The following is a 25,404-nucleotide window of genomic DNA, read 5'->3' on the forward strand; positions in this document are numbered from 1 at the left end:
CCTCCCGCGGTGGTTTTTTACCTTACAGCAAGAAGTGTGCACAAATCGGAAACGCCGGCTTATGGGGAGATTTTCACTCGGTGGGTGCCGCGGAGCGCGCCAAAGCTGGGCTGGGAAGCCGTGTGAGCGCACTGTGCTGGTGCGTCGGTCTTGCCAGCGATGAAGGTCTGCTGAGTTATTCTTTTTGCGAACGTTACCCCCGCCATGTGTGGTGGTTGATTTTCATCAAAAAATTGGAGAGCCGTTATGTTCGTTCTCGATACACGCCTGGAGCAGGACACGCTGTTCATTGGGGACTTTGCATTGTGTCGGTTGTTGTTGATGAATGATGCGAGCTATTCCTGGTTCGTTCTCGTGCCCCGGCTTGAGGAGGTCAGCGAGGTTTTTCAGCTGAGCGCCGCGGATCAGCAGCTTTTATGGCAAGAGACGTCGGCATTTGCCGAGATAGTTAAAGATACCTTTGGTGCGGACAAGATGAATATTGCGACCCTGGGCAATGTGGTCAGTCAGCTGCACGTTCACGTCATCGCTAGACGTCGGGATGATGCAGCATGGCCCGCACCGGTATGGGGCCGTCATCCTGCTAGCCCGTATGCTGCAGAGCAGGTCGAGGCAATCAAGCGGAAGCTCAAATTGGTACTGACCGACAACTTCACGTTCGCGGAGTGAGTGATATGGAGATTGAGCAGCGTATAGCTGATCTGGAAGCCCGCTTGGCATTTCAGGATGACACCATCCAGACATTGAATGATGTGCTTGTCGCGCAGCAGCGCAGCTTAGATCGGCTGCAGGCGCAGCTCGGTTTGCTGGCGAGGCGGCAGGAGGACATGCAAGGTAGGTTGGGCGGCGACGAGGATGAAGCACCTCCGCCGCATTATTGATCAGAGTGTTTAGCGGAGGCGGGCGTACTGCGGCAGGACTTGAACAGTCCTGCCGCAGATGATCACTGACCTGGTTGAGCGGCGACGACGTCTTCGGCCTGTAGGCCCTTGTCACGCATCATGATGGTGAATTCGACACGCTGACCTTCGACCAGAACGCGATGGCCTTCACCGCGGATCGCCCGGAAATGGACGAATACATCGTCACCGCTGTCCCGGGAAATAAAGCCGAAGCCTTTCGATGTGTTGAACCACTTGACGGTGCCTCTCTCGCGACCGGCGGCCGGCACGACTGCATTAGCCTGCTGGGTTCTGCGCGGCGTCGATGCTGTATTGCGATGGGGTGTCACGGTAGCCTTGGATTGAGTCGTTGCAAGCTGCAGCAATACGGCGATCAGTGCGAGCACAAGGCTGGCGAGCGTCGCAGGTTGGTCGGCAAATTCCGACATTGGGATCAACAATACCGCGGCCTGTATTGCCGCAGCAGCGATCAGCAATACGGATGCACCTAGCAGGATGGGGCGGTTCCGGCCATCGGTAGCCAGCTGCACGTTTGACGCGAACTGAACGTTCAGCAAACCAAGCAACATCAAGCAAAGCGCTTCTGGCTGTACCAGAAATGGCGTTCCGCCAGTCAGGCTGGGGACGAATGACAGTACAAGGGCGGCGACGCCCGTTAACACATGGATGATCTTAAGCATCGTTAATGGCTCACGGTTAAATAGCACGACTGAAAGCGGCAGGCATAAGGGCATGTTGAGAAGCTGAGCGGGAGAGTGGAGCGATCGCTCGTAATTGATGGTGCCCAGCCTGCGGCGCGCGCGAATTTAACAGTAAAGGAGGGCGCGGCTCAAATCGCTGCCTTTTAGAAAGGAAGAGGAAACGGCTGACTCGCCTTGCTCGACTCATCAGATATGGAGGTGACAGCGTAAGTGAAATAGCCGCGCGGGGGCGGCTATCGGATCGGCGAGGCCATGCGGCAGCGTTACGCGGCCAGCAGGCTGCGCAGCATCCATGCAGTTTTCTCGTGGATCTGCATGCGCTGGGTCAGCAAGTCGGCAGTAGGTTCGTCGCTTACCTTCTCCAGAAGAGGGAAGATTCCCCGCGCTGTCCGTACGACCGCTTCCTGGCCTTCGACCAGCAACTTGATCATTTCATCAGCAGACGGAATGCCTTCCTGCTCTTTAATCGACGACAGCTTGGAGTAGGCCGCGTAGGTGCCTGGCGCAGGAAATCCCAGTGCGCGAATGCGCTCGGCGATGTCGTCCACGGCCACAGCGAGCTCGGTGTACTGGGTTTCGAACATAGTGTGGAGCGTGTTGAACATCGGTCCGGTCACGTTCCAGTGGAAGTTGTGAGTCTTGAGATACAGCGTGTAGGTATCAGCCAGCAGGCGGGACAAACCTTCCGCGATTGCGGCGCGATCCTGTTCGGCAATACCAATGTCGATTTCCATGGTTCTCTCCCGTTTTGATGAATTCAAAGGCATTTATGCCAGAAATTGAAGGCACATAGTGAAGCGGTAAACTGTCGCCAGCCTCGATGTTCGTTTGAAGGACTTGACCAGCTTCGGTTCAAAAGTGATCGCTATCGTGTTGATTGCCTGAGGCTATCGGCGCCGGCTGCGTTGAGGCAATTATGCAGATATAATCCCGCGCTTGTATCGGGCGGCTCGTTTGTCTCAAGGGCCAGGCGCGCATCGATCCCCGCAGTTACCTGCCTGCGACCTCAGGCTAGCTGCTCAGTGTGCGCTGTTAATGGAGCCGTCTGTCCAATCGCGAGTCGAGCGATCCTACGAATTTTCAAGATACGAGAAGCGAACCCCACCATGATGCGCAGCCACTATTGCGGCCAGTTGAACGAAAGCCTGGACGGCCAGGAAATTACTCTATGCGGTTGGGTTCATCGCCGCCGTGACCACGGCGGGGTCATCTTCCTCGACATTCGTGATCGTGAAGGTCTGGCTCAGGTCGTGTTCGACCCGGATCGCGCGGAAACCTTCGCTGCGGCGGATAAAGTACGTAGCGAATACGTCGTCAAGATCATTGGCAAGGTGCGTCTGCGTCCGGCCGGAGCAGTCAACCCCAACATGACTTCCGGTGCCATCGAAGTTCTGGGTTACGAACTGGAAGTATTGAATGAGGCAGAAACGCCGCCGTTCCCCCTCAATGAATACAGCGATGTGGGCGAAGAAACCCGCCTGCGCTACCGATTCATCGATCTGCGCCGTCCGGAGATGGCGGAGAAGCTCAAGCTACGTTCGAGCATTACCACCAGCATCCGTCGGTACCTCGACGAGAATGGTTTTCTCGATGTAGAAACCCCCATTCTTGGCCGTCCGACACCTGAGGGCGCACGCGACTATCTGGTCCCAAGTCGTACCTATCCGGGTCACTTTTTTGCCTTGCCGCAGTCGCCGCAACTGTTCAAACAGTTGCTGATGGTGGCTGGCTTCGATCGTTACTACCAGATTGCCAAGTGCTTCCGTGACGAAGACTTGCGTGCTGACCGTCAGCCGGAATTTACCCAGATCGACATCGAAACCAGTTTCCTCGATGAGTCCGACATCATCGGCATTACCGAAGGCATGGTGCGCAAGCTGTTCAAGGAAGTGTTGGGTGTCGAGTTCGGCGACTTCCCGCACATGCCTTTCGAAGAAGCGATGCGCAGGTATGGCTCGGACAAGCCAGATCTGCGAATCCCGCTCGAGTTGGTTGACGTCGCAGACCAACTGCAAGAAGTGGAATTCAAGGTTTTCAGCGGTCCGGCCAACGATCCGAAATGCCGCGTCGCCGCACTTCGTGTGCCCGGTGGCGCCAGCATGCCGCGTAAGCAGATCGACGATTACACGAAGTTCGTCGGCATCTACGGCGCCAAGGGGTTGGCCTACATCAAGGTCAACGAGCGAGCCAAGGGCGTTGAAGGCCTGCAGTCGCCCATCGTCAAAAACATCCCGGAAGACAAGCTCAACGTCATCCTTGATCGAGTGGGTGCGGTCGATGGCGATATCGTCTTCTTCGGTGCTGACAAAGCCAAGATCGTCTCTGAAGCGCTCGGCGCGCTGCGCATCAAACTTGGCCATGACCTCAAGCTGCTGACTTGCGAGTGGGCGCCAATGTGGGTCGTCGACTTCCCGATGTTCGAAGAGAACGATGACGGCTCTCTGAGTGCGCTGCACCACCCGTTCACTGCACCCAAGTGCTCGCCTGCAGAACTCGAGGCCAATCCGGCCGGCGCGCTGTCGCGAGCTTACGACATGGTGCTTAACGGCACCGAGCTGGGCGGGGGTTCGATCCGTATTCACCGCAAGGAAATGCAGCAGACCGTGTTCCGCATCCTGGGCATTGATGAAGCGGAGCAGGACGAGAAGTTCGGCTTCCTGCTCGATGCGCTCAAGTTCGGTGCTCCGCCACATGGCGGCCTGGCATTCGGCCTTGATCGCCTGGTGATGTTGATGACTGGCGCGCAATCCATTCGCGAAGTGATCGCCTTCCCTAAGACTCAAAGTGCTGCGGACGTGATGACGCAGGCGCCGGGCTCAGTGGACGGCAAGGCATTGCGAGAGCTTCACATTCGCCTGCGCGAGCAACCGAAGGCCGAATGATGGCGTGCTGGAGCCCAGGGAAACCTGGGCTCTTGGTTTCAGCAAGAGAAAAGTTGATCAGAAAGGGAGGCAGTTAATGGCTGGTCATTCCAAATGGGCCAACATCAAACATCGCAAGGGTCGCCAGGACGCCAAGCGCGGCAAGATCTTCACCAAGATCATTCGCGAGCTGACTGTAGCGGCGAAGAGCGGACCGATACCTGCGGACAATCCGCGTCTGCGTCTGGCAGTCGATAAAGCCCTTGTCGCCAATATGACGCGCGACACCATCGACCGCGCCATCGCACGTGGGGCCGGCACCAATGATGCCGACAATATGGCGGAGCTGACCTACGAGGGTTACGCGCCAAGCGGTGTTGCGATCATCGTCGAGGCCATGACCGACAACCGTAATCGTACGGCGGCCGAAGTGCGACATGCCTTCAGCAAGCACGGCGGCAACCTCGGTACGGACGGCTCGGTCGCCTACATGTTCGATCGCAAGGGTCAGATCAGTTTCGCCTCGGGCGTAAACGAGGACGCATTGATGGAAGCGGCTCTTGAAGCTGGAGCCGACGACGTCGAGATGGGTGACGACGGATCGGCATTGGTTTCCACCAGCTTTGCCGACTTCCACGCAGTGAACGAGGCGCTGACAGCGGCAGGTTTCAAGGGCGAGGAGGCGGATATAGCCATGATCCCCTCCATTGCTGCTCCGCTTGGCGACGTCGAAACCGCGCAGAAGGTTCTGCGCCTGATCGATGCGTTGGAAGACCTGGATGACGTACAAAACGTCTACCACAACGCGGAAATATCAGACGAGATCCTGGAACAGCTGGACTGATTGGCCTCAGATCCCGATGCCGGAAGTGCCCTGTTGCGCTTCCGGCTTTTTATCGCCTGATCCAGGACTGGGTTTTGACTCTGGCCGGAGCGTTGCGACCTCCCTATACTCACGCCTGGATAAATAAACAGTGCGGCAATGGCATGACGCTCATTCTAGGGATTGACCCTGGTTCAAGAATCACTGGCTATGGTGTGGTGCGAGATACGGGTCGCAGTTGCGAGTACGTAGCATCCGGTTGTATCCGCACCGGGAGCGGTGAATTATCCGCCCGATTGCAGGCGGTGTTTGTCGGGGTCAGCGAAGTGATTCGTTTACATGGCCCGGTGACCATGGGCATCGAGCAGGTGTTCATGGCGCGCAATGCAGATTCAGCACTCAAGCTCGGCCAGGCCCGTGGTGCAGCAATCGTCGCCGCGGCGGAACAGGGGCTGGAGATTGCTGAGTACACCGCTACGCAGGTCAAGCAGGCGATCGCCGGAACGGGCGGCGCGGACAAGCAGCAAGTGCAGATGATGGTCATGCACCTTCTCAAGTTGATTCAGAAACCGCAGATTGACGCGTCCGATGCCCTGGCGATCGCGCTGTGTCATGCCCATCATCGTCAAAGCCTTATTCCGCATGGGCTTGCTGGCGCCAAGCGAAGAGGCGGGCGCCTGCGGCTGTAATTCGTCGTCCCGATGCCGTCGTCGGGGAAGATAGTTGAACGCTACGGCCCGCTGTATGCCGGTCGAACGAGGACGCACCGCAGTGATTGGACGCTTACGTGGCACATTGGCGGAAAAGCAGCCGCCGCATCTGATACTTGAAGTCAATGGCGTCGGTTATGAGCTTGAAGTTCCCATGACCACTCTGTATCGGCTGCCCTCGGTGGGGGAGCCGGTCACGCTTCATACACATCTCGTTGTGCGCGAAGACGCGCATCTGCTGTATGGCTTTGCGGAAAAGCGCGATCGAGAGCTTTTTCGGGAGCTGATCAGGCTCAATGGTGTAGGCCCGAAGCTTGCCCTGGCACTCATGTCCGGGCTCGAGGTCGATGAGCTGGTCCGCTGTGTTCAGGCGCAAGATACATCTGTGCTGGTGAAGATCCCGGGTGTCGGCAAAAAGACCGCCGAGCGTCTGCTGGTCGAATTGAAAGATCGCTTCAAGGCTTGGGAGACCATGCCGTCCATCGCCAACCTGGTGGTGGAACCCCGCGGGACTGTGGCAGTCTCAAGCGCCGAGACAGATGCGGTCAGCGCATTGATCTCCCTTGGTTTCAAGCCGCAAGAGGCGAGCCGTGCCGTATCCGCCGTGCAGGAAGACGATTTGAGCAGTGAAGACCTGATCCGCCGTGCGTTGAAGGGAATGGTCTAGTGATCGAAGCCGATCGTCTCATCACCGGCACTGGCCGCGACCGCGAGGAGCAGTTCGATAGGGCTATCCGCCCGCTGAGCCTCGCTGACTATATAGGTCAGCCGGTCGTGCGTGAGCAGATGGACCTTTTCATTCGAGCCGCTCGCGCACGAAATGAGCCCCTCGATCACACGCTTATCTTCGGCCCTCCCGGGTTGGGCAAGACCACACTGGCAAATATCATTGCCCAGGAGATGGGAGTATCCATCAAAAGTACATCGGGTCCCGTTCTTGAACGGCCTGGTGACCTGGCCGCGCTGCTGACCAATCTTGAAGAAGGCGACGTGCTGTTCGTCGACGAAATTCATAGGTTGTCGCCAATCGTTGAAGAAGTGCTCTATCCGGCAATGGAGGACTTCCAGTTGGACATCATGATCGGCGAAGGACCGGCTGCCCGCTCGATCAAGCTCGACCTTCCATCTTTCACGCTGGTGGGCGCCACGACCCGCGCTGGGATGCTGACCAATCCGCTGCGTGACCGTTTCGGTATCGTGCAGCGCCTGGAGTTCTACTCGACGCCCGATCTTGCAACCATTGTCAGCCGTTCCGCCGGTATTCTCGGCCTGACAATCGAGACGGAAGGCGCCGTCGAGATTGCACGCCGCGCCCGAGGGACCCCTCGGATTGCCAACCGCCTGCTACGCCGGGTACGTGACTTTGCCGAGGTGCGCAGCAATGGCGAGATCACCCGTACCACCGCCGACCTCGCCCTGAATATGCTCGATGTCGATGAGCGCGGGCTGGATCATCAGGATCGCCGCCTGCTGCTGACGATGATCGAAAAATTCGATGGAGGGCCTGTGGGTATCGACAGCCTGGCTGCTGCCATCAGCGAAGAGCGGCATACCATCGAAGATGTGCTTGAGCCTTATCTGATCCAGCAGGGCTACATCATGCGTACCCCGCGCGGCCGGGTCGTCACACGTCACGCCTACCTCCACTTTGGCTTGAACCTGCCAAAACGCATGGGTGATTCACCCACCCCAGACCTTTTCGGCAGCGAAACAGAGTGACAAATATTTCTTTGTTTAACCCGATTGGCATTTGCAGGGCCTGGCACTAGTATGCGCGCGGAATCACATGCTCAACCGTTCTCCCATCGGTGTCGTGTCTACTACGAAGATACCGATGCGGGAGGCATCGTTTACTACGTCAATTATCTCAAGTTCATGGAGCGGGCCCGTACCGAGCGGTTGCGCAGTCTGGGGTTTGCCCAGTCGCAGCTGGTGGGTGAAGACCTGCTTTTCGTCGTGCATTCGAGCGAGGCGCGATATCACGCGCCGGCGCGTCTCGATGATGAACTGCTGGTGACGGCCGAGGTGATTGAGCTCAAGCGTGCAAGCCTGCGTTTCATGCAGCAAGTGCGGCGAGCGAAGGATGATGTGCTGCTCTGCGAAGGGCAGTTTGTGGTGGCCTGCGTGCGCACCGAGAGTTTGAAACCCCGTCCCATTCCCGATGCGTTGCGTGCAGCGTTCGCCGGGGCGGGTCTACCCCCTGCAGGAGAGTAAGCGTGGAAGCCAACGTCGATCATATGTCCATGTGGAGCCTGATCAGCAATGCCAGCTTTGTGGTTCAGCTGGTCATGCTCATTCTGGTGGGCGCCTCGGTGACCTCTTGGATCATCATTTTCCAGCGCGGCAACATGCTTCGCGCGGCAAAGCGCGCTCTGGATAGCTTCGAGGAGCGGTTCTGGTCAGGCATCGACCTCTCGAAACTGTATCGCCAGGCCGGTAGCAATCCCGATCCTGATTCCGGCGTCGAGCAGATCTTCCGGGCAGGATTCAAGGAGTTTTCCCGCCTCCGCCAGCAGCAAGGCGTCGATCCGGACGCAGTGATGGATGGCGTCAACAGGGCGATGCGCGTGGCGATATCGCGTGAAGAGGAAAAGCTCGATCAAAGCCTGCCGTATCTTGCAACGGTAGGTTCCACCAGTCCTTACATCGGCCTGTTTGGTACCGTGTGGGGCATCATGAACTCATTCCGTGGTCTCGCGCAGGTACAACAAGCGACTCTGGCGACCGTGGCACCGGGTATCGCTGAGGCCTTGATCGCGACAGCCATCGGTCTGTTCGCAGCGATCCCAGCAGTCATTGCCTACAACCGCTTCTCCGCTCGTGGCGAAATGCTCATCGGTCGTTATTACACCTTTGCCGATGAGTTCCAGGCGATTCTCCATCGCAAAGTTCACACCACAGAAGACTGAGGCCCGCAGGCCATGGCAAGAATTCGCAACAGACGCAAACCAGTCGCCGAGATGAACGTCGTACCTTACATCGACGTGATGTTGGTGCTGCTGGTGATCTTCATGGTGACGGCGCCCATGCTCAATCAGGGCGTGAAGGTCGATCTGCCAAAGGTCAGTAGCGAGGTGCTGCCGCAGGATAATGACGCCCGTGTCCTGACCGTCTCGATCAAGGCAGACAAGACCTATTTCTGGAACATCGGTAGCGAGGTTGACACCGATACCGTTCAGGATCAGGCGTTGACGCTTGAAGAGATGACCAAAGCCGTCACGGCAATCATGAATCAGAACCGTAGCCAGGGTAAGCAGGTACAGGTGTTCGTCCGGGGCGACAAGGCGGTGGACTACGGGTCTGTAATGTCTGCTATGGGTGGGTTGCAGGAAGCCGGTGTCGGTAACGTCGGCTTGATTACCGAGGCACCTTGATGCAGCAGCCGGAACGTTCCCGCTCAGAGAGCTTCTACTGGCCGACGATTTTGGCGGTGGGTTTGCATGTCATCCTGTTCGGGATGCTGTTCGTCAGCTTCGCCATGACACCGGAGCTGCCACCATCCAAGCCATTCGTCCAAGCCACTCTCTATCAGCTGAAGTCACAGAGCCAGGCGAAAACCCAGACTAATCAGAAAATTGCGGGTGAGGCGCAGAAGACATCTGCAAAGCAGTACGAAGCGGAGCAGATGGAGCAGCGCAAGGTAGAGCAGCAAAAGCAGGTCGCTGCAAAAGCCGCGGAACAAAAAAAAGCTGACGAGGCTCGAAAAGCCGATGTAGCGAAGGCCGATGCTGCAAAGAAGGCTGCGGACGCCAAGAAAGCTGAAGAGGCCAAAAAGGCTGAGCAGAAGAAGCAGGCCGATATAGCCAAGAAAAAAGCAGCCGACGAAGCGGAAAAGAAAAAAGCTACCGAAGAAGCCAAAAAGAAGGCGGCTGACGAGGCTGCAAAAAAGAAAGCCGCTGAAGATGCAAAGAAAAAAGCGGCAGCCGAAGCTGCGAAGAAAAAGGCTGCCGATGACGCGAAGAAGAAAGCCGCTGAGGCGGCACGCAAGGCATCCGAAGATAAGAAGGCTCAGGCGCTTGCTGAATTGTTGTCAGAGGATACTCAGCGTCAGCAGGCCATGGCTGATACGCAGGGCGATCAAACTTCCGGCAATTTCGATGATCTGATTCGCATTCGGGCAGCAGAAGGTTGGTCTCGTCCGCCCTCGGCTCGCAATAACATGTCGGTTTCTCTTCGCGTGAACATGTTGCCTGACGGGACCATTACGGCCGTTACTGTTTCACGTTCCAGTGGAGATGCACCGTTTGACAATTCCGCGGTCGCCGCGGTGAAGAATATTGGTCGGTTGACTGAAATGCAGGGGCTCACCGCTCAGGAATTCCAGCCGTATCGCTCGTTCACGATGACATTCACGCCTGAGGATCTAGCGTTGTGATCAATCACCTTCGAGGTTTAATCGTTCTTCTATTTTTTGTGTTCGGCAGCGCCGTAGCGCAAGAGAAGAACATTGTCGTTACCAGTGGCGCCGATCGCGCAATCCCGATCGCGGTCGTGCCGTTTGGGTGGCAAGGCGGAAGCGTCCTTCCAGAAGACATGGCCGATATCATTGGCAACGATATGCGCAACTCAGGCATCTTCGAGCCTGTCCCCAAACAAAACATGATCAGCCTCCCGACACGCGGAAGCGAGATCATCTTCCGTGACTGGAAGGCGCTGGGTGCCCAATACGTCATGGTTGGCAATATCGAACCTTCGGGAGGCAAGCTTCAGATCCGTTACGAAGTTTTCAATGTGACCACTGAGCAGCAGGTAATGACCGGTACCGTCGGCGGTGGTCAGGATCAGTTGAGAGACATGGCTCACCACGCCTCCGATCAGGCGTTCGAGAAACTGACAGGTATCAAGGGCGCGTTTTCGACTCGACTGCTGTATGTGACCGTTGAGCGTCTTGGCGGGGCGAACACCCGATATACCCTGCAGCGTTCCGATTACGACGGCGCACGAGCAGTAACGCTATTGCAGTCCAGGGAGCCAATCCTGTCGCCGCGCTACTCCCCAGATAGTGGTCGGATCGCTTATGTATCCTTCGAGCAGAAGCGCCCGCGTATTTTCATGCAGCACATTGATACCGGTCGTCGGGAGCAGATCACCAATTTTGAAGGGCTGAACGGCGCTCCTGCGTTCTCGCCGGATGGTAATCGCTTGGCTTTCGTCCTGTCCAAGGACGGTAATCCTGAAATTTACGTGATGGACCTTGGCTCTCGTCAGCTGCAGCGCCTGACTAATCATTACGCGATCGATACGGAGCCTTTCTGGGGTGCTGATGGTCAAACCATCTACTTCACGTCGGATCGTGCAGGTAAACCGCAGATCTACAAGCAGCGTCTGGGCGGCAATAGCGCTGAACGCGTTACCTTCGTTGGTAATTACAATGCCAATCCAAAATTATCAGCGGACGAGAAGACGCTGGTAATGATTCATCGTCAGGACGGCTACACCAATTTCAAAGTGGCAGCGCAGGATTTGCAACGCGGTAATCTCAGGCTGCTTTCGGAAACGAGTTTAGATGAGTCGCCCACTGTTGCGCCTAATGGCACCATGCTAATCTACGCGACCCGCCAGCAGGGCCGGGGAGTCTTGATGCTCGTATCTATCAATGGTCGAATTAGGCTCCCGCTTCCTACTGCTCAAGGCGAAGTCCGTGAGCCATCGTGGTCCCCTTACCTGAACTGATGCGGTATTAATGCTTTACCTAACCAAAAACACACCTGGGGTTGCTACAAATGGAAATGCTTAAATTCGGTAAGTTTGCTGCGCTGGCTCTGGCTATGGCCGTTGCTGTTGGTTGTTCGTCCAAAGGTGGCGACGATTCAGGCGAAGGTTCTTCTGCCATCGACCCTAACGCCGGCTACGGCGCAGACAGCGGTGCTGTCGACGGTAGCATGAGCGGTGAAGAGGCTGCCCTGCGCGCCATCACTACTTTCTACTTCGAATACGATAGTTCCGACCTGAAGCCAGAGGCCATGCGCGCTCTGGACGTTCACGCCAAGGACCTGCAGTCTGCTGGCAACCGTGTAGTCCTGGAAGGCCACACTGACGAGCGCGGCACTCGCGAATACAACATGGCTCTGGGCGAGCGTCGTTCCAAAGCAGTCCAGCGTTATCTGGTTCTGCAGGGCGTATCCCCTGCTCAGCTCGAACTGGTTTCCTACGGTGAAGAGCGTCCGGTTGCCATGGGTAACGATGAGCAGTCCTGGGCTCAGAACCGTCGCGTCGAACTGCGCAAGTAATAAGCCATGCTTAAGCACCGTTTCGCTCTAACGCTCATTGCACTTGGTCTTCCGTTTTTTGCGGGAGCTCAGGTTCCGGTTGTTGACTATGACTCGCAAGCCCAGGGTGGCTCGTCTGGGTCGGGTTATTCGTCCGGAGCGGATGCTGGCGGTGCTTATGCTGGGGGCGGGGCTTCGGCTCCGTCTTCAGCGCAGGGCATGCTCTTCGTTCAGTTGCAGCAGATGCAGGAAGAGATTGCGCAGCTGCGCGGCATGCTCGAAGTGCAACAGAACGAAATTCAGAGCCTCAAAAGAGAGGGCCTGGAGCGTTATCAGGATTTGGACAGTCGCTTGTCGAATACCGCTTCGAGCGGATCGGCTAGCCAGAATTCTTCAGCTGCTGGCGCTATTGATGCCGGCGGTTCTTTGCAGTCACCGCCCTCCGGTGGCTCCACGCAACAGGCTGCAGGTGGTGAGTCGGCGGATCCCGAAAAGGAAAAACTGTACTACGATGCCGCTTTCGATCTGATCAAGGCAAAAGATTTTGATAAGGCCAGTCAGGCTTTCTCTGCCTTTCTTCGTAAGTATCCTCTCAGTCCGTACGCCGGCAATGCTCAGTATTGGTTAGGTGAAGTGAATCTCGCCAAGGGTGATCTCCAGGGTGCTGGCCAGGCTTTTGCCAAGGTCAGCCAAGCTTACCCGCAGCATAACAAAGTGCCTGATTCTCTTTACAAGCTTGCCGATGTCGAGGTTCGCCTTGGCAATCGAGACAAGGCCAACGGTATCCTTCGGCAGGTCATTGCTGACTATCCGAATTCTTCGGCAGCACAGCTGGCCCAGCGACAGCTAAATCGGTAAACGATGCTGTTGATGCTCAAATGACCCGCCTTATGGCGGGTTTTTTTCGTTAGAATTCCCACCCTTTTCCGCAACGGAGGCGGATGGCCTGTTTAGCCGTCACGCCCGTGGCCAGATATGCAAAATACCCTGCGAATAACAGAGATATTCTTTTCGCTGCAGGGGGAAACTCGTACCAGTGGCCTGCCCACGGTATTCGTTCGCCTGACCGGCTGTCCCCTGCGCTGTCAATACTGCGACACCGCTTACGCATTTAGCGGTGGAGAGATTATGCCGCTCGAGGTGATCTTGCAGCAGGTCGCTTCCTATAACCCCCGTTATATTTGCGTGACTGGTGGCGAGCCGCTGGCCCAGCCGAACTGTTTGCCCTTACTGCGACAGCTATGCGACGCGGGATACGAGGTGTCACTGGAAACAAGTGGTGCGCTGGACATCTCCGATACGGACGCGCGCGTAAGTCGTGTTGTTGATCTGAAGACGCCGGGTTCCGCTGAGTCGGGCCGGAATCTATACGACAACATCGGCCATCTAACCGCCAATGATCAGGTCAAGTTCGTCATCTGTTCTCGAGAAGACTACGACTGGGCTGTATCCAAACTTATCGAGTTTCGATTAGACGCCAGGGCGGGGGAGGTGTTGTTCTCGCCCAGCCAAGAACAGCTCGATGCTCGTGCGTTGGCCGAGTGGATCATCGCGGACAACCTTCCCGTGCGGCTGCAGCTCCAGCTCCACAAGATTCTCTGGAATGATGCGCCTGGCCACTGAGCCTGCGGATGCATTCACCCTCGTCCAGAGTTCAGTATCAAGCAGGTGGGTCAATGACTGACAAGAAAGCTGTAATCCTTCTTTCCGGAGGGCTCGATTCGGCCACCGTCGTTGCAATTGCAAGGGCGCAAGGGTATGCCTGCTACACCATGAGTTTTGATTATGGCCAGCGCCATCGCGCTGAATTACACGCGGCAGAACGTGTGTCCCGCCAGCTCGCGGTGCAGCATAAAGTCATTGGGATCAACCTCGATGGCATAGGCGGGTCAGCGCTGACCGATAGCGCTATCGCTGTGCCTGAGCAGCTGGGTGAGGGCATTCCCGTGACTTATGTGCCAGCTCGAAACACGGTGTTTCTCTCGCTTGCGCTGGGCTGGGCAGAGGTGCTGGGTGCCCGGGACATCTTCATTGGGGTAAATGCCGTCGATTACTCCGGCTACCCTGACTGTCGGCCGGAGTTCATCGAGGCGTTCGAGCGCGTGGCAAACCTGGCGACAAAAGCTGGAGTTGAAGGTTTGAGCTTCTCCATCCGCGCTCCGCTGCAAGACATGAGCAAGGCTGAAATTGTAAAAACGGGTGTACAGCTGGGTGTCGATTATTCAATGACGGTGTCGTGCTATCAGGCTGACGATGACGGCCGTGCATGTCGGGTTTGCGATAGCTGCCGCCTCCGGGCAGCAGGTTTCGAGTCGGCAGGGATTGAAGATCCGACACGCTACTTCTAACATTTATTTAAAAAATCCGGTTGATTTAATCAATCAAATCAGTATCATGCGCACCGCAACGGGTCGTTAGCTCAGTTGGTAGAGCAGTTGGCTTTTAACCAATTGGTCGTAGGTTCGAATCCCACACGACCCACCAAATTCTCCTTTGAAGGAGAAAGAAAAGCCGGAAGCCAGAAAGGCTCTCCGGTTTTTTTATGCCCGCAGTTTATAGTCATATAAGAAAGAGCGAGCGGTGCGGTTATTAAGGTCGAATTCTCTACGACCTTGGTAGATGCCCCGAGCGTCTTCAAACGTACTAGACTCCGGTCTTCCGATTTCACAGTGGTTCGAGGCTCAAATGTATTCTGATCGCATCCGCCTGTCCTCCCTGCATAGCAAGGTCATGAGCGCCGACGAGGCAGCTACCCACGTTCTCGACGGCATGACTGTCGGCATGAGTGGTTTTACGCGCGCTGGCGAAGCCAAGGCCGTTCCTATGGCGCTGATCAAGCGTGCCAAGGACAACCCGCTGAAGATCAGCCTGATCACCGGCGCCAGCCTCGGTAACGACCTGGACGGATTGATGGCTGAGGCCGGGCTGCTGTCCCGTCGTATGCCGTTTCAGGCTGACGCAGGGCTGCGCAAGGCGATCAACAGTGGTGAGGTCATGTTTATTGACCAGCATCTCTCTCATACCGTTGAGCAGATGCGCAACCATCAGATCAAGAAGCCAGATATCGCGATCATCGAAGCGGTTGCCATTACCGAGCAGGGCCACATCGTTCCCACCACGTCTGTGGGTAACTCAGCCAACTTGGCTCTGTTTGCCGACAAGGTCATCATCGAGCTGAACCTGGCCCATAACCCTAACCTGGAAGGCTTGCACGACATTTACATTCCGGGTGAGCGTCCGAACCGTCAGCCGATCCCGCTTCTTAAAGTCGATGACCGTATCGGAACGGGCGCCATTCCGATTGATCCTGCCAAAATTGCAGCGATCGTAATCACCGATCAGCCAGATTCCTATTCAACCGTCACGCCGCCGGACGATGAAACTCAGGCTATCGCAAATCATCTGATTCACTTCTTCAAGAAGGAAGTTGATGCGGGGCGTCTGAGCAACAGCCTAGGCCCGCTGCAAGCAGGTATCGGCAACATTGCCAACGCTGTGATGTGCGGCCTGATCGACTCTCCGTTCGAAAACCTGGTGATGTACTCAGAAGTCCTGCAGGACTCCACGTTCGATTTGATCGACGCTGGCAAGATGGTGTTCGCGTCCGGCTGTTCCATCACGCTGTCCGAGCGCTGCAACAATCGCGTCTTCGGTAATCTGGAGAAGTACAAGGACAAGTTGATCCTCCGTCCGCAGGAAATCTCCAACCATCCGGAACTGGTGCGTCGTATCGGCATTATCGGCATCAACACCGCGCTGGAATTCGACATCTACGGCAACGTCAACTCTACCCACGTTGGCGGCACCAAGATGATGAATGGCATTGGCGGTTCGGGTGACTTCGCGCGTAACGCCCACATGGCCATCTTTGTCACAAAGTCGATTGCAAAGGGCGGCAATATCTCCAGCGTCGTTCCGATGGTTGCCCATGTCGATCACACCGAGCATGACGTCAGCATTCTCGTGACCGAGCAGGGCCTTGCCGATCTTCGCGGCCTGGCGCCACGTGAGCGCGCGCGGGTGATCATCGACAACTGCGTGCATCCGTCTTACCGCGATGCGCTCAACGCCTACTTCGATGCGGCCTGCAAGAAGGGTGGTCAGACGCCACACCTATTGCATGAAGCCATGGATTGGCATACCAATCTCGAAGAGCGTGGTCATATGCTCAAGGGCAAGTAAGCCAACCGGAAGCCCGCCAACGCAAGTTGGCGGGCTTCTCGCTTTTCAGGCCAGTATTTCGTTATTCCCCTCTCTGCTTTCATTTTTCTGAAAGCTTCGGATAGTATTCCGCCCCCTTGGGAAAGGGCAGGGGGGATGCTTCGCTCTTCGCGGCTCTCCTTGCTCACTACCTCCGTAAACTTTGCCTCAATGGCTATACTCGGCGATCCGTGCTCCGCCGTGCTTGCAGGAACTCGCGAACATGACGCAAATACCCGAACGCATCCTGGTTCAGGCGCACCTTGCTGCCAAGCAGCCGCACCCGCTGACGCCGGCCGATGAGCTGCGCTTGCGCGGTGAGATTGCGGCTGAGCTGAAAAAGCAGAATGCGGTACTGGTAGCGCATTACTACACCGACCCAGTGATACAGGCCTTAGCCGAGGAAACCGGGGGATGCGTTTCCGATTCGCTGGAAATGGCCCGCTTCGGTAACGAGCATTCGGCACAAACCGTCGTGGTTGCCGGCGTCAAGTTCATGGGGGAAACGGCTAAGATTCTCAATCCCGAGAAGCGCGTGCTGATGCCCACGCTTGAGGCAACCTGTTCGCTGGATCTGGGCTGCCCGGTCGAAGAATTCTCCGCGTTTTGCGACCAGCATCCAGAGCGCACCGTCGTCGTCTATGCCAATACTTCCGCGGCGGTCAAAGCGCGTGCGGATTGGGTCGTCACCTCCAGCTGTGCGCTGGAGATCGTCGAGAGTCTGATGGATAACGGTGAGAAGATCATCTGGGCTCCGGACAAGCATCTAGGCAGCTACGTACAGCGTGAGACGGGTGCCGATATGCTGTTATGGGATGGCGCCTGTATCGTGCATGAAGAGTTCAAAGCGAAACAGCTGGAGGACATGAAAGCGCTGTATCCACATGCGGCCGTGCTGGTTCATCCCGAGTCGCCGGAATCTGTAATCTCCCTCGCGGATGCTGTGGGTTCTACCAGTCAGCTGATCAAGGCGGCTCAGACGCTGCCGAACCCGATGTTCATTGTCGCCACCGACCGCGGCATCTTCTACAAGATGCAGCAGCTATGCCCTGACAAGGAGTTCATTGAGGCACCGACTGCGGGAAGCGGCGCTGCGTGTCGTAGTTGCGCCCATTGCCCGTGGATGGCAATGAACACTTTGGAGCGGACGCTGGAGTGTTTGCAGGCGGGCAGCAATGAGATCTTCGTAGACCCAGCCCTCGTGCCTCGCGCAGTCAAGCCGCTCAAGCGCATGCTGGACTTCACCCAGGCGGCGCGCATCAGACAGGCAGGAAATGCGTGATCTTCAGCCCAGCGCAGGTTGAATCCTGCGCTGGTTGCACGAGGTTTTCGCTGTAGAGAAAGGCTTCAGCGCAACATTTCCTCCACCATCCGCTTCTCGTCCATCAACGCCTTCTGTCTTGCATCGATGCGGGCGGCTGCCTGGAAATTGTCCGAGCGACGCTTGGCGAAATCCAGCTGTTCTATCGCCTGATCATAGTCGCCGACCAGCGCGAAATACTCCGCGCGACCCTGGTGCAGGCCAATGATGTTCCCTGTGAGCCCCCGAATCTCCGATACCTGGTACCAAATGTCTGGGTCCTTCGAACGGGCTTCGACCAGCTTATCCAGCTCACGCTCGGCTTCCTGCAGCTTGTTTTCTTTGATCAGCAGGTCGATGTGCGTTTGCCGCACCGGGTAGCTGCCCGGGTAGAGTTGGAGCAGTCGCTGAGTCCGCTTGCGCGCTGCGGCGAGCCGGTTGGCGGTGATGTCCAGTTCGACCTGCGCCAGATTGTAAATGGCGTTCTCGGGCTCTTTTGCCAGCAGTGGTTCCAGCTCTTTTGCAGCATCCGGAAGCTGTCCGCTTTTGATCTGTGCAAGCGCCAACCCGTACCGAGCCGCGTCCAGTTCCTGATCCTCTGCGAGCATCGCGCGAAAGCGCTTGGCGCTGACGCCTGGCGTGCTTTCGAATTTAAGATCCACTCGAGCCCTCATCAACTGATAGCGAAGGCTGTCCTTGACCCCGCCGTCGGGATATTGCTCGGCGCGGTTATTGGTGTCCGCTATACGTGATTCGGTAACCGGGTGGGTCAGGAGGAATTCAGGGGGCTTCTGGTCGTAGCGGTACTGGCGCATCAGCCGACTGAACATCTGTGGCATGGCGCGGGGGTCATAGCCGGCTCGCTCCAGATTGACGATGCCTATCCTGTCAGCTTCCTGCTCGTTTTGCCGGGAGAAGCGCCGTTGCGCCTGGATGGCAGCCGCTTGTGTCGAGACGATAGCGGCGATCCCTGCGTCTCCTGCACCTGCCGCGGCTGCAACTACACCGGCGAGCATGGCCGCCATCAAGGGCAGTTGCATGCGCTTCTGAGCTTCGAGGCCGCGTGCGAAGTGACGCTGGGACAAGTGCGCCAATTCATGCGCCAATACTGAGGCGTATTCGGCTTCGGTCTGTGCGTGCAAGTACAGGCCGCCATTGACCCCAATAATGCCCCCGGGCGCGGCGAAAGCATTCAGCTGTGGGCTATCGAGCAGTACGAACGCCAGACGACGGTCCTGCAGCTGGCTGGTCTCGGCCAGACGGTACACGCTGCGCTCCAGATGATCCTTCAGCAAAGCGTCCGAGAGCTGCGGGACCTGGCCGCGCAGCAGGCTGAGCCAGGCGCGACCCAGTTGGTGCTCCTGCTCCGGCGAAACGATGCCTGAGCTGGAGTCGCCCAGGGACGGCAGATCATTGGCCATGGCCGGCTGCCCGATCAGGCATGCAAGCGTCAGTAGGGTAGGGCGCAGCAATTTCATCCAGACTGGCTCATGAGGGCGGGAGCGCTACTGTAGCCTTGTGCCTGGGTAACTGGCCAGAGGCCGTGGCAGGTCGGTATCCTGCGTATCTTTAGAGGAGAAGGCCATGACTCAACACAGCGTGTCCGATGCTGGCTGCGACGCTGAGCTGGACGCGGCAGGGCTACAGTGCCCGATGCCCCTGCTGAAGGCGAAGCTGGAGCTCAATCGCTTGGCGAGCGGGCAGATTCTGAAAGTCACAGCGACTGATCCAGGATCGCAACGAGACTTCCGCAGTTTCGCCGCGCTTGCAGGGCATACCCTTGTGCGGGAAGAAGTGGATCAAGGTCTTTATCAATACTGGTTGCGCAAGGCCTGAAGGCCGGTAAGGAAATACATGCTCAAGGTGTTGCGTGGCTGGGTCCATCGCTATTTTTCTGATGAAGAAGCGGTGGTTCTGGCGGTATTGCTGGTGGTGGCTTTCTCTACCGTATTGACGCTGGGTCACATGCTCGCGCCCGTTCTGGCTGGCTTGGTACTCGCGTTTCTGATGCAGGGACTGGTCGGTGCGCTGGAGCGCGCACGCCTCCCGCATATATTGGCGGTTTGGTTGGTGTTCCTGATGTTCGTTGGGATACTCACCGTTTGCCTTCTGTTCCTGGTGCCGTTGCTTTGGCAGCAGGTATTGACGCTGTTTAACGAGTTGCCGCGAATGCTGGTCGAGTGGCAGTCCCTACTATTGCTGCTGCCGGAGCGCTACCCACAGCTGTTGACCGAGGAGCAGGTGCTGCGTGGTATCGATTTCATGCGTGGGGAGGTTGGGCGTTACGGGCAGTTGGTGTTGACGTCGTCACTGTCCAGTCTTCCGCTGCTGCTGAGTCTGATGATCTACCTGATTCTGGTGCCGATTCTGGTGTTCTTCTTTCTTAAAGACCGTCAGCAAATCAGCGACTGGCTAAGCGGATACCTGCCACGTGAGCGCGCGCTTATCACCCAGGTGTCTCAGGAAATGAACATGCAGATCGCCAACTACATCCGCGGCAAGGCGATCGAGATCCTGATCTGTGGCGTGGTGTCATATGCGGTGTTTGCAGCGCTGGAACTGAATTACGCGGCGCTGCTGGCAATGCTGGTGGGTATTTCGGTTGTCGTGCCCTATATCGGCGCCACGGTAGTCACCATCCCGATAGCACTCATAGGGTTGTTTCAGTGGGGGCTGGGTGACCAGTTCATCTACTTGATGGTTGCCTACGCAATCATTCAGGCATTGGACGGCAACGTACTGGTGCCGTTGCTGTTCTCCGAAGCGGTGAACCTACACCCCGTGGCGATCATTTGCTCAGTGCTGCTATTCGGAGGGCTGTGGGGCTTCTGGGGCGTGTTTTTCGCGATCCCGCTGGCGACCCTGTTCAAGGCGGTGCTTTATGCGTGGCCTCGTAGAGCGGCTGCAGTGCCAGAAGTCGAGAGACTTTAAGGCAAGAAAAAGGCCGGTATCAACCGGCCTTCGCTTATTTGCTATGCAGTGCCTGAGCAGCCTGCAGGACAGCGTCAACGTGCCCAGGCACCTTGACGCTTCGCCATTCCTGGCGGAGCACACCTTGGCTGTCGATCAGGAAGGTGCTGCGGTCGATCCCCATGTACTCCTTGCCGTATAGCTTCTTCAATTTGATTACATCGAATAGCTGACAAAGCTGCTCGTCCTTGTCGGAGATGAGCTCGAAGGGAAACGCCTGCTTGGCCTTGAAATTTTCATGGGTCTTCAGGCTGTCTCTGGAAATTCCAAAAACCAGCGTATTGGCGTCGCCGAAGGCGGTGTGAAGGTCGCGGAAACCCTGGCCTTGCGTGGTGCACCCTGGCGTGTTGTCTTTCGGATAGAAATAGAACACCGCCTGCTTGCCCTTGAGGGTTTCCAGGCTGACCAGGCAATCGCTGGTTGCTCGGGCCAGGAAGGGCGGAACGGGTTGGTCGATTTGCACTGCCATCATCTGCTTCCTTATATCAAGGGTTCTGCGGGCGCCAAGGCTCGATCAAGGCATCGAGATTGAGAGCGTCGGCAAAGTCCAGGAACTGGTCACGCAGCCAGCTGATCTGCGTACCGGCCGGAAGCGTGACGGTCAGGGTCGCATTAAGCATGGTGCCGCCGGTCTGAGGGGCCTGGTAGGTATCACAGGTCAGGCTCTCGAGTTCGACGCGATGGTCGAGGAAGAACTGGCACAGCTCATTAAGAATGTCCGGGCGGTAAACCGAGCTGACATAGGCCACGTAGGGCAGCGCTTGAGGGCGGGTCTCCAGCGCTTCGCTACGCACCACGTTAGTGGTGAACTCATGCTTCTTGGCCAGCGCCGGGAGAGCCGTTTCCATGCGAGCAAGCGCGTCCCATGTTCCGGTGATTTCAAGGACCAGTGCGCAGCATTCACCATGCCGGGTCAAACGCGTACTCACGACGGCGCAGCGGTTCTCGTTGCTGGTTCTGCAAAGCACGTTGGTAAGCGCCATGGGGTCGCGACCCATGGCGCTGATGACGAGAAACTGTTCTCTGGGTACAGGGGGGGTGGACATTCAGATTCCTGGCGGTGATGAATCGGTCGGCCAGCCAAGCCGAAAACGGCTAAGGGTATCGAAAAGCGATGCCCGAGGGAATGAGGGGGCCGCTGAAGTGAGACGAAGGGGGCCGCCGCGATCTGGGCCTTCCGCCAGATGGGATGCATCCAGCGTACTCGCAAAGCGCTCAGGAGCCTTGTACCATTACGCCTCTCTTTTTCCGGCAGGAGTGGGTTGCATGATTGCGGGCAGTATGGTGGCGTTGGTCACTCCCATGGACGCGCAGGGTGGTCTTGATTGGGATAGCCTGAGCAAGCTTGTCGACTTCCATCTCCAGGAAGGCACCAATGCGATCGTCGCTGTCGGTACCACGGGCGAGGCTTCTACGCTCGAAGTGGCTGAGCACATCGAAGTGATCCGGCGAGTGGTGGATCAGGTCAATGGCCGTATCCCGGTGATTGCCGGAACCGGAGCCAACTCTACTCGCGAGGCGGTAGAGCTGACTGAAAACGCCAAGGCCGCTGGCGCCGATGCGTGCTTGCTGGTCACGCCTTACTACAACAAGCCGACCCAGGAAGGCATGTACCTGCACTTCCGCCATATCGCTGAAGCCGTCGCGATTCCGCAGATTCTATACAACGTCCCAGGCCGTACGGCCTGCGACATGCTCCCTGAAACCGTCGAGCGATTGTCCAAGGTGGCGAACATCATTGGTATCAAGGAAGCGACCGGCGATCTCAAGCGCGGTCAGGAAGTGCTTGATCGTGTCAGTAAGGACTTTCTCGTTTATTCCGGTGACGACGCCACCGCGGTCGAACTGATGTTGATGGGCGGCAAGGGCAATATTTCAGTGACAGCTAACGTCGCGCCCCGTGCGATGAGTGAGCTTTGTGCTGCAGCAATCGCGGGCGACGCCGAGAAAGCGCGCGCCATCAATGCGCTGCTGATGCCGCTACACCAGTCCTTGTTCCTCGAGGCCAATCCGATCCCTGTAAAGTGGGCGCTTCACGAGATGGGCCTGATGCAGGATGGCATTCGCCTGCCGCTGACTTGGCTCAGCCAGCGCTGCCAGGAGCCGCTTCGCAATGCCATGCGTCAGTCCGGTGTGCTGGCCTGATTAGTCTCCGGTGTACCGATTTAACAATGAAGGAACATGCATGAAGCGATTGGCCGGCCTCTCGACCCTAGCCTTGATCATCTCTGGAACCAGCGGTTGTGGCTGGTTGTGGGGCGACGACGGATATTTCCGCGACCGTGGCAGCGATTATCTCCAGGCGCAGCAAGTGCCGCCTATGCAGGTTCCGGCTGGCGCAGCGTTGCGCCCGATCGAGCCGCTGCTTCCCGTTCCTCAGCAGGTTGCCGACTCACGTTCGACCGGTGAGTACGAAGTACCGCGCCCTCAGCGGCTGTTGATTGCCGAAGAAGCTGGTGAGTTCTCCCTGCAGACCTCTGAAGATGCACGTTGGCTGGTTGCGATGCGTGCGCCCTCGCAGGTCTGGGCTGCTACTCGGCAGTTCTTCACTGACAATGGCTTCCAGATCGATGAAGAGCGGCCGCAGACCGGTGAGTTCGTCACCGCCTGGCAGACCCGTGATCAACTGGCTACTGCGCTGGTGCGCAATCTTGGTCTGAGCGATGCCGAAACCCGGGTTCGGGTCAGGATCGAGCCGGGTGTGCAGCGCGATACCAGCGAGATCTATCTGGTCAGCGTTCAACGTCCGGCAGGCAGCAGCGCAGATGTCGCCTGGCCCGATGCGCCGGTTAATGCCGAGCTTGATCGAGTGCTCCTCGATGAACTGCACGCGGGCCTGAACCGCAGCACCGAGCAGGGCGGGTCGGCCTCGCTGCTGGCAGAGCGTGAATATGACGCCCCAAGCCGAGTAACGCTTAGCGAAGCGGGCAGCGGCAGTCCAGTCCTGCAGCTTGATACCGACTTCAACCGTGCCTGGTCGAGTGTTGGAAGAGCACTGCAAGCAAGCGACATTCTGGTGGAGGATCTTGATCGTAGCCTCGGCGTTTATTACATCAACCTTGCCGAAGGTGCGGCCAATCCTGACGACAAGCCAGGCTTCTTCTCGCGTCTGTTTGGCGGTGCGCCGGATCGTGAAGAATTGGATGCCCGATCCGAGCGGTATCAGCTTCGTCTGACCGATGTCGGCGGCAACGTTCAAGTCTCGCTCGACAAGGATCTCGACACGGTTGCACCAGCAGACGTCGCGCGCAGTGTGCTGAACATGCTCAAGGAAAATTTGGACTGATCGGCGGATCGACCCGTGCCAGTCCATGCAGGCGAAACCCCTCGGTTTCGCCTGTTTCGTTTAATGAAAGACCAATTGTCGCGGCTGCAGATCGACGCAGCTGGGCAACGGCTTGGTAAACACGAGAGTCACCATGACCAGTACCCAATCTCTCAGCCTTAAGAAGATCTACTCCGGCAAGGTTCGTGACCTATACGAAATCGATGACAAGCGCATGCTCATGGTTGCCACCGACCGGCTCTCCGCTTTCGACGTGATTCTCGCCGAGCCGATACCGGAGAAAGGCAAGATCCTCACCGCGATTTCCAACTTCTGGTTCGACAAGCTTGGACACCTGGTCCCCAATCATTTCACGGGCGACAAAGTGGAAGACGTCGTCTCTGCCGAGGAATTGCCTTTGGTGGAAGGTCGTGCGGTGGTTGCCAAGCGGTTGAAGCCGGTTGCCGTCGAGGCCATCGTGCGAGGCTACATCGTTGGCTCCGGCTGGAAGGAATATCAGAAAAGCGGGACGGTCTGCGGAATCGAACTGCCTGCTGGTCTGAATGAAGCGGCAAAGCTGCCTCAGCCTATTTTCACGCCATCAACCAAAGCCGCAGTGGGCGATCACGACGAAAACATCTCATTCGAGCAGTGTGAAGCCATCATCGGCGCCGCGCTGGCGGCACAAGTCCGTGATACATCCATCGCGCTCTATTCCGCCGCGGTGGAGTATGCCCAGACTCGAGGCATCATCATTGCCGACACCAAGTTCGAGTTCGGCCTGGACGAGGACGGCACGTTGACGCTGATGGATGAAGTGTTGACCCCTGACTCCAGCCGATTCTGGCCGGCGGACAGCTACCGGGAAGGGAGCAATCCCCCCAGTTTCGACAAACAGTTCGTGCGTGATTGGCTGGAGTCGACAGGCTGGAACAAGGAGCCACCCGCTCCGCCTGTACCCGCTGACGTGGCTCAGAAGACGGCCGACAAGTATCGCGAAGCGCTGACACGTCTAACTGCCTGATCGTTCTTTTCTGGGCTGTCCTCAGGAGCACGAAACGCGACGGCCATGGCGACTACGCAACGCCCTGAAAAGCGAGAAAAAAGCGGTTCACTGGGGTTCGACAATCGCTCATGAACTGCTATGATGCGCGCCGCTGGAGAGATGCCGGAGTGGCCGAACGGGACGGATTCGAAATCCGTTGTACCCTCGCGGGTACCTAGGGTTCAAATCCCTATCTCTCCGCCACTATTCGAGGACCTGAAAGCCCCGCCGCACCAATTGTGCAGCGGGGCTTTTTTGTGGTCGTTGTTTGGTGCAGCGCAGGTCTTTTCCATAACGCCCGTGTCCTTTCCTATTTCAAGCTGGAGGCGCCGGCCAGAGCGACAGTGGCCGAAACGTCAGAGCTTGATCTAGTGGGCTAGTGCAATAGGTTGGGCCAGCTGCCCATCGCAGGACAGCT

At 57.3% G+C, this 25,404-nt stretch carries 28 protein-coding genes and 2 tRNA genes; 25 read left to right on the forward strand and 5 right to left on the reverse strand.

Going from position 1 to position 25,404, the window contains the following annotated elements; all coding sequences use genetic code 11:
• Positions 1 to 246: 246 nt before the first annotated feature.
• Together NA619_RS07215 and NA619_RS07220 are read left to right on the forward strand one after the other, a co-directional pair.
• Positions 247 to 669 (forward strand): HIT domain-containing protein, encoded by a 423-nt coding sequence (locus NA619_RS07215; RefSeq protein ID WP_255961096.1) that lies wholly within the window; start codon positions 247 to 249, stop codon positions 667 to 669.
• Between the two features lie 5 nt (positions 670 to 674).
• Positions 675 to 881, forward strand: coding sequence for a SlyX family protein (locus NA619_RS07220; protein WP_255961097.1), 207 nt, complete (start codon positions 675 to 677; stop codon positions 879 to 881).
• A 62-nt stretch (positions 882 to 943) separates the two neighbouring features.
• Here NA619_RS07220 and NA619_RS25045 read toward each other — a convergent pair whose 3' ends face one another.
• Positions 944 to 1,582: a cold-shock protein gene (locus tag NA619_RS25045; RefSeq protein WP_272891672.1), complete on the reverse strand. Its 639-nt coding sequence runs from the start codon at positions 1,580 to 1,582 to the stop codon at positions 944 to 946.
• A gap of 284 nt (positions 1,583 to 1,866) precedes the next feature.
• A complete protein-coding gene (locus tag NA619_RS07230) occupies positions 1,867 to 2,337 on the reverse strand; it encodes a Dps family protein (RefSeq protein WP_222911317.1) in 471 nt (156 codons plus the stop codon).
• A 372-nt stretch (positions 2,338 to 2,709) separates the two neighbouring features.
• Here NA619_RS07230 and aspS point away from each other — a divergent pair, with 372 nt between their 5' ends.
• From aspS to nadA, 17 genes are all read left to right on the forward strand, one after another.
• Positions 2,710 to 4,485: an aspartate--tRNA ligase gene (aspS, locus tag NA619_RS07235; protein ID WP_255961098.1), complete on the forward strand. Its 1,776-nt coding sequence runs from the start codon at positions 2,710 to 2,712 to the stop codon at positions 4,483 to 4,485.
• A gap of 76 nt (positions 4,486 to 4,561) precedes the next feature.
• Positions 4,562 to 5,308, forward strand: coding sequence for a YebC/PmpR family DNA-binding transcriptional regulator (locus NA619_RS07240; RefSeq protein WP_255961099.1), 747 nt, complete (start codon positions 4,562 to 4,564; stop codon positions 5,306 to 5,308).
• Positions 5,309 to 5,451: 143 nt separating this feature from the next.
• A complete protein-coding gene (ruvC, locus tag NA619_RS07245; protein ID WP_255961100.1) occupies positions 5,452 to 5,976 on the forward strand; it encodes a crossover junction endodeoxyribonuclease RuvC in 525 nt (174 codons plus the stop codon).
• A gap of 82 nt (positions 5,977 to 6,058) precedes the next feature.
• Complete coding sequence (gene ruvA / locus NA619_RS07250; protein WP_255961101.1) at positions 6,059 to 6,664, forward strand: Holliday junction branch migration protein RuvA; 606 nt, start codon at positions 6,059 to 6,061, stop codon at positions 6,662 to 6,664.
• Positions 6,664 to 7,716 carry a Holliday junction branch migration DNA helicase RuvB gene (gene ruvB / locus NA619_RS07255; protein WP_255961102.1) on the forward strand — a complete coding sequence of 351 codons (1,053 nt, stop codon included), beginning with the start codon at positions 6,664 to 6,666 and terminating at the stop codon, positions 7,714 to 7,716. The genes ruvA and ruvB overlap by 1 nt, the downstream gene beginning before the upstream one ends.
• A 51-nt stretch (positions 7,717 to 7,767) precedes the next feature.
• The gene (ybgC, locus tag NA619_RS07260; protein WP_255961103.1) at positions 7,768 to 8,211 is read left to right on the forward strand and encodes a tol-pal system-associated acyl-CoA thioesterase; all 444 of its coding nucleotides are present in this window, start codon (positions 7,768 to 7,770) and stop codon (positions 8,209 to 8,211) included.
• A 2-nt stretch (positions 8,212 to 8,213) separates the two neighbouring features.
• On the forward strand, positions 8,214 to 8,906 hold the full coding sequence (gene tolQ / locus NA619_RS07265) for a protein TolQ (RefSeq protein WP_255961104.1): 693 nt from the start codon (positions 8,214 to 8,216) through the stop codon (positions 8,904 to 8,906).
• A 12-nt stretch (positions 8,907 to 8,918) separates the two neighbouring features.
• Entirely contained in the window at positions 8,919 to 9,371 is a 453-nt protein-coding gene (gene tolR / locus NA619_RS07270) for a protein TolR (RefSeq protein ID WP_122165123.1), read from the forward strand.
• Positions 9,371 to 10,372: a cell envelope integrity protein TolA gene (gene tolA / locus NA619_RS07275; protein ID WP_255961105.1), complete on the forward strand. Its 1,002-nt coding sequence runs from the start codon at positions 9,371 to 9,373 to the stop codon at positions 10,370 to 10,372. The genes tolR and tolA overlap by 1 nt, the downstream gene beginning before the upstream one ends.
• Positions 10,369 to 11,670 (forward strand): Tol-Pal system beta propeller repeat protein TolB, encoded by a 1,302-nt coding sequence (gene tolB, locus NA619_RS07280; protein ID WP_336605446.1) that lies wholly within the window; start codon positions 10,369 to 10,371, stop codon positions 11,668 to 11,670. Before tolA ends, tolB begins: the two co-directional genes overlap by 4 nt.
• Before the next feature lie 50 nt (positions 11,671 to 11,720).
• A complete protein-coding gene (pal, locus tag NA619_RS07285; RefSeq protein WP_255961106.1) occupies positions 11,721 to 12,227 on the forward strand; it encodes a peptidoglycan-associated lipoprotein Pal in 507 nt (168 codons plus the stop codon).
• Between the two features lie 6 nt (positions 12,228 to 12,233).
• Complete coding sequence (gene ybgF / locus NA619_RS07290) at positions 12,234 to 13,064, forward strand: tol-pal system protein YbgF (RefSeq protein ID WP_255961107.1); 831 nt, start codon at positions 12,234 to 12,236, stop codon at positions 13,062 to 13,064.
• A gap of 117 nt (positions 13,065 to 13,181) precedes the next feature.
• Positions 13,182 to 13,829 (forward strand): 7-carboxy-7-deazaguanine synthase QueE, encoded by a 648-nt coding sequence (queE, locus tag NA619_RS07295; RefSeq protein ID WP_255961108.1) that lies wholly within the window; start codon positions 13,182 to 13,184, stop codon positions 13,827 to 13,829.
• A gap of 53 nt (positions 13,830 to 13,882) precedes the next feature.
• Positions 13,883 to 14,554: a 7-cyano-7-deazaguanine synthase QueC gene (gene queC, locus NA619_RS07300; protein WP_255961109.1), complete on the forward strand. Its 672-nt coding sequence runs from the start codon at positions 13,883 to 13,885 to the stop codon at positions 14,552 to 14,554.
• 60 nt (positions 14,555 to 14,614) lie between these two features.
• Positions 14,615 to 14,690 (forward strand) — tRNA-Lys (locus tag NA619_RS07305).
• A gap of 201 nt (positions 14,691 to 14,891) precedes the next feature.
• A complete protein-coding gene (locus NA619_RS07310; RefSeq protein WP_255961110.1) occupies positions 14,892 to 16,388 on the forward strand; it encodes an acetyl-CoA hydrolase/transferase family protein in 1,497 nt (498 codons plus the stop codon).
• Positions 16,389 to 16,629: 241 nt separating this feature from the next.
• The gene (nadA, locus tag NA619_RS07315; protein WP_255961111.1) at positions 16,630 to 17,688 is read left to right on the forward strand and encodes a quinolinate synthase NadA; all 1,059 of its coding nucleotides are present in this window, start codon (positions 16,630 to 16,632) and stop codon (positions 17,686 to 17,688) included.
• Between the two features lie 65 nt (positions 17,689 to 17,753).
• Here nadA and NA619_RS07320 read toward each other — a convergent pair whose 3' ends face one another.
• Positions 17,754 to 19,184, reverse strand: a complete 1,431-nt coding sequence (locus NA619_RS07320) for a M48 family metalloprotease (RefSeq protein WP_255961112.1) — start codon at positions 19,182 to 19,184, stop codon at positions 17,754 to 17,756.
• A gap of 106 nt (positions 19,185 to 19,290) precedes the next feature.
• Here NA619_RS07320 and NA619_RS07325 point away from each other — a divergent pair, with 106 nt between their 5' ends.
• On the forward strand, positions 19,291 to 19,542 hold the full coding sequence (locus NA619_RS07325) for a sulfurtransferase TusA family protein (RefSeq protein ID WP_255961113.1): 252 nt from the start codon (positions 19,291 to 19,293) through the stop codon (positions 19,540 to 19,542).
• Between the two features lie 18 nt (positions 19,543 to 19,560).
• Positions 19,561 to 20,637, forward strand: a complete 1,077-nt coding sequence (locus tag NA619_RS07330; RefSeq protein ID WP_255961114.1) for an AI-2E family transporter — start codon at positions 19,561 to 19,563, stop codon at positions 20,635 to 20,637.
• Positions 20,638 to 20,671: 34 nt separating this feature from the next.
• Here NA619_RS07330 and NA619_RS07335 read toward each other — a convergent pair whose 3' ends face one another.
• Together NA619_RS07335 and NA619_RS07340 are read right to left on the reverse strand one after the other, a co-directional pair.
• On the reverse strand, positions 20,672 to 21,145 hold the full coding sequence (locus NA619_RS07335; protein ID WP_255961115.1) for a peroxiredoxin: 474 nt from the start codon (positions 21,143 to 21,145) through the stop codon (positions 20,672 to 20,674).
• A gap of 16 nt (positions 21,146 to 21,161) precedes the next feature.
• Positions 21,162 to 21,722, reverse strand: coding sequence for a glycine cleavage system protein R (locus tag NA619_RS07340; protein ID WP_255961116.1), 561 nt, complete (start codon positions 21,720 to 21,722; stop codon positions 21,162 to 21,164).
• A 220-nt stretch (positions 21,723 to 21,942) separates the two neighbouring features.
• Between NA619_RS07340 and dapA the strand changes: the two genes are divergently transcribed.
• The 4 genes from dapA to NA619_RS07360 all read left to right on the forward strand — a co-directional run bounded on the left by dapA (position 21,943) and on the right by NA619_RS07360 (position 25,190).
• Positions 21,943 to 22,821, forward strand: coding sequence for a 4-hydroxy-tetrahydrodipicolinate synthase (gene dapA / locus NA619_RS07345; protein ID WP_255961117.1), 879 nt, complete (start codon positions 21,943 to 21,945; stop codon positions 22,819 to 22,821).
• A 40-nt stretch (positions 22,822 to 22,861) separates the two neighbouring features.
• A complete protein-coding gene (bamC, locus tag NA619_RS07350; protein WP_255961118.1) occupies positions 22,862 to 23,962 on the forward strand; it encodes an outer membrane protein assembly factor BamC in 1,101 nt (366 codons plus the stop codon).
• Between the two features lie 133 nt (positions 23,963 to 24,095).
• Positions 24,096 to 24,965: a phosphoribosylaminoimidazolesuccinocarboxamide synthase gene (locus NA619_RS07355; RefSeq protein ID WP_255961119.1), complete on the forward strand. Its 870-nt coding sequence runs from the start codon at positions 24,096 to 24,098 to the stop codon at positions 24,963 to 24,965.
• A gap of 135 nt (positions 24,966 to 25,100) precedes the next feature.
• Positions 25,101 to 25,190, forward strand: a tRNA-Ser gene (locus NA619_RS07360).
• The last annotated feature ends 214 nt before the right edge of the window (positions 25,191 to 25,404 follow it).

Origin of the sequence: Stutzerimonas stutzeri (assembly GCF_024448895.1) — a bacterium.
Taxonomy (GTDB): Bacteria; Pseudomonadota; Gammaproteobacteria; order Pseudomonadales; family Pseudomonadaceae; genus Stutzerimonas; species Stutzerimonas stutzeri_Q.

What these genes read in the sequence shown, in the direction of transcription:
- bamC (WP_255961118.1), top strand. Translation starts at nt 22,862, where the DNA reads ATGAAGCGATTGGCCGGCCTCTCGACCCTAGCCTTGATCATCTCTGGA.
- aspS (WP_255961098.1), top strand. Translation starts at nt 2,710, where the DNA reads ATGATGCGCAGCCACTATTGCGGCCAGTTGAACGAAAGCCTGGACGGC.
- queC (WP_255961109.1), top strand. Translation starts at nt 13,883, where the DNA reads ATGACTGACAAGAAAGCTGTAATCCTTCTTTCCGGAGGGCTCGATTCG.
- NA619_RS07215 (WP_255961096.1), top strand. Translation starts at nt 247, where the DNA reads ATGTTCGTTCTCGATACACGCCTGGAGCAGGACACGCTGTTCATTGGG.
- nadA (WP_255961111.1), top strand. Translation starts at nt 16,630, where the DNA reads ATGACGCAAATACCCGAACGCATCCTGGTTCAGGCGCACCTTGCTGCC.
- tolA (WP_255961105.1), top strand. Translation starts at nt 9,371, where the DNA reads ATGCAGCAGCCGGAACGTTCCCGCTCAGAGAGCTTCTACTGGCCGACG.
- ybgF (WP_255961107.1), top strand. Translation starts at nt 12,234, where the DNA reads ATGCTTAAGCACCGTTTCGCTCTAACGCTCATTGCACTTGGTCTTCCG.
- NA619_RS07320 (WP_255961112.1), bottom strand. Translation starts at nt 19,184, where the DNA reads ATGAAATTGCTGCGCCCTACCCTACTGACGCTTGCATGCCTGATCGGG.
- queE (WP_255961108.1), top strand. Translation starts at nt 13,182, where the DNA reads ATGCAAAATACCCTGCGAATAACAGAGATATTCTTTTCGCTGCAGGGG.
- NA619_RS07335 (WP_255961115.1), bottom strand. Translation starts at nt 21,145, where the DNA reads ATGGCAGTGCAAATCGACCAACCCGTTCCGCCCTTCCTGGCCCGAGCA.
- NA619_RS07340 (WP_255961116.1), bottom strand. Translation starts at nt 21,722, where the DNA reads ATGTCCACCCCCCCTGTACCCAGAGAACAGTTTCTCGTCATCAGCGCC.
- ruvC (WP_255961100.1), top strand. Translation starts at nt 5,452, where the DNA reads ATGACGCTCATTCTAGGGATTGACCCTGGTTCAAGAATCACTGGCTAT.
- NA619_RS07330 (WP_255961114.1), top strand. Translation starts at nt 19,561, where the DNA reads ATGCTCAAGGTGTTGCGTGGCTGGGTCCATCGCTATTTTTCTGATGAA.
- NA619_RS07230 (WP_222911317.1), bottom strand. Translation starts at nt 2,337, where the DNA reads ATGGAAATCGACATTGGTATTGCCGAACAGGATCGCGCCGCAATCGCG.
- dapA (WP_255961117.1), top strand. Translation starts at nt 21,943, where the DNA reads ATGATTGCGGGCAGTATGGTGGCGTTGGTCACTCCCATGGACGCGCAG.
- pal (WP_255961106.1), top strand. Translation starts at nt 11,721, where the DNA reads ATGGAAATGCTTAAATTCGGTAAGTTTGCTGCGCTGGCTCTGGCTATG.
- NA619_RS07240 (WP_255961099.1), top strand. Translation starts at nt 4,562, where the DNA reads ATGGCTGGTCATTCCAAATGGGCCAACATCAAACATCGCAAGGGTCGC.
- ybgC (WP_255961103.1), top strand. Translation starts at nt 7,768, where the DNA reads ATGCGCGCGGAATCACATGCTCAACCGTTCTCCCATCGGTGTCGTGTC.
- NA619_RS07220 (WP_255961097.1), top strand. Translation starts at nt 675, where the DNA reads ATGGAGATTGAGCAGCGTATAGCTGATCTGGAAGCCCGCTTGGCATTT.
- NA619_RS07310 (WP_255961110.1), top strand. Translation starts at nt 14,892, where the DNA reads ATGTATTCTGATCGCATCCGCCTGTCCTCCCTGCATAGCAAGGTCATG.
- NA619_RS25045 (WP_272891672.1), bottom strand. Translation starts at nt 1,582, where the DNA reads ATGCTTAAGATCATCCATGTGTTAACGGGCGTCGCCGCCCTTGTACTG.
- NA619_RS07355 (WP_255961119.1), top strand. Translation starts at nt 24,096, where the DNA reads ATGACCAGTACCCAATCTCTCAGCCTTAAGAAGATCTACTCCGGCAAG.
- NA619_RS07325 (WP_255961113.1), top strand. Translation starts at nt 19,291, where the DNA reads ATGACTCAACACAGCGTGTCCGATGCTGGCTGCGACGCTGAGCTGGAC.
- tolR (WP_122165123.1), top strand. Translation starts at nt 8,919, where the DNA reads ATGGCAAGAATTCGCAACAGACGCAAACCAGTCGCCGAGATGAACGTC.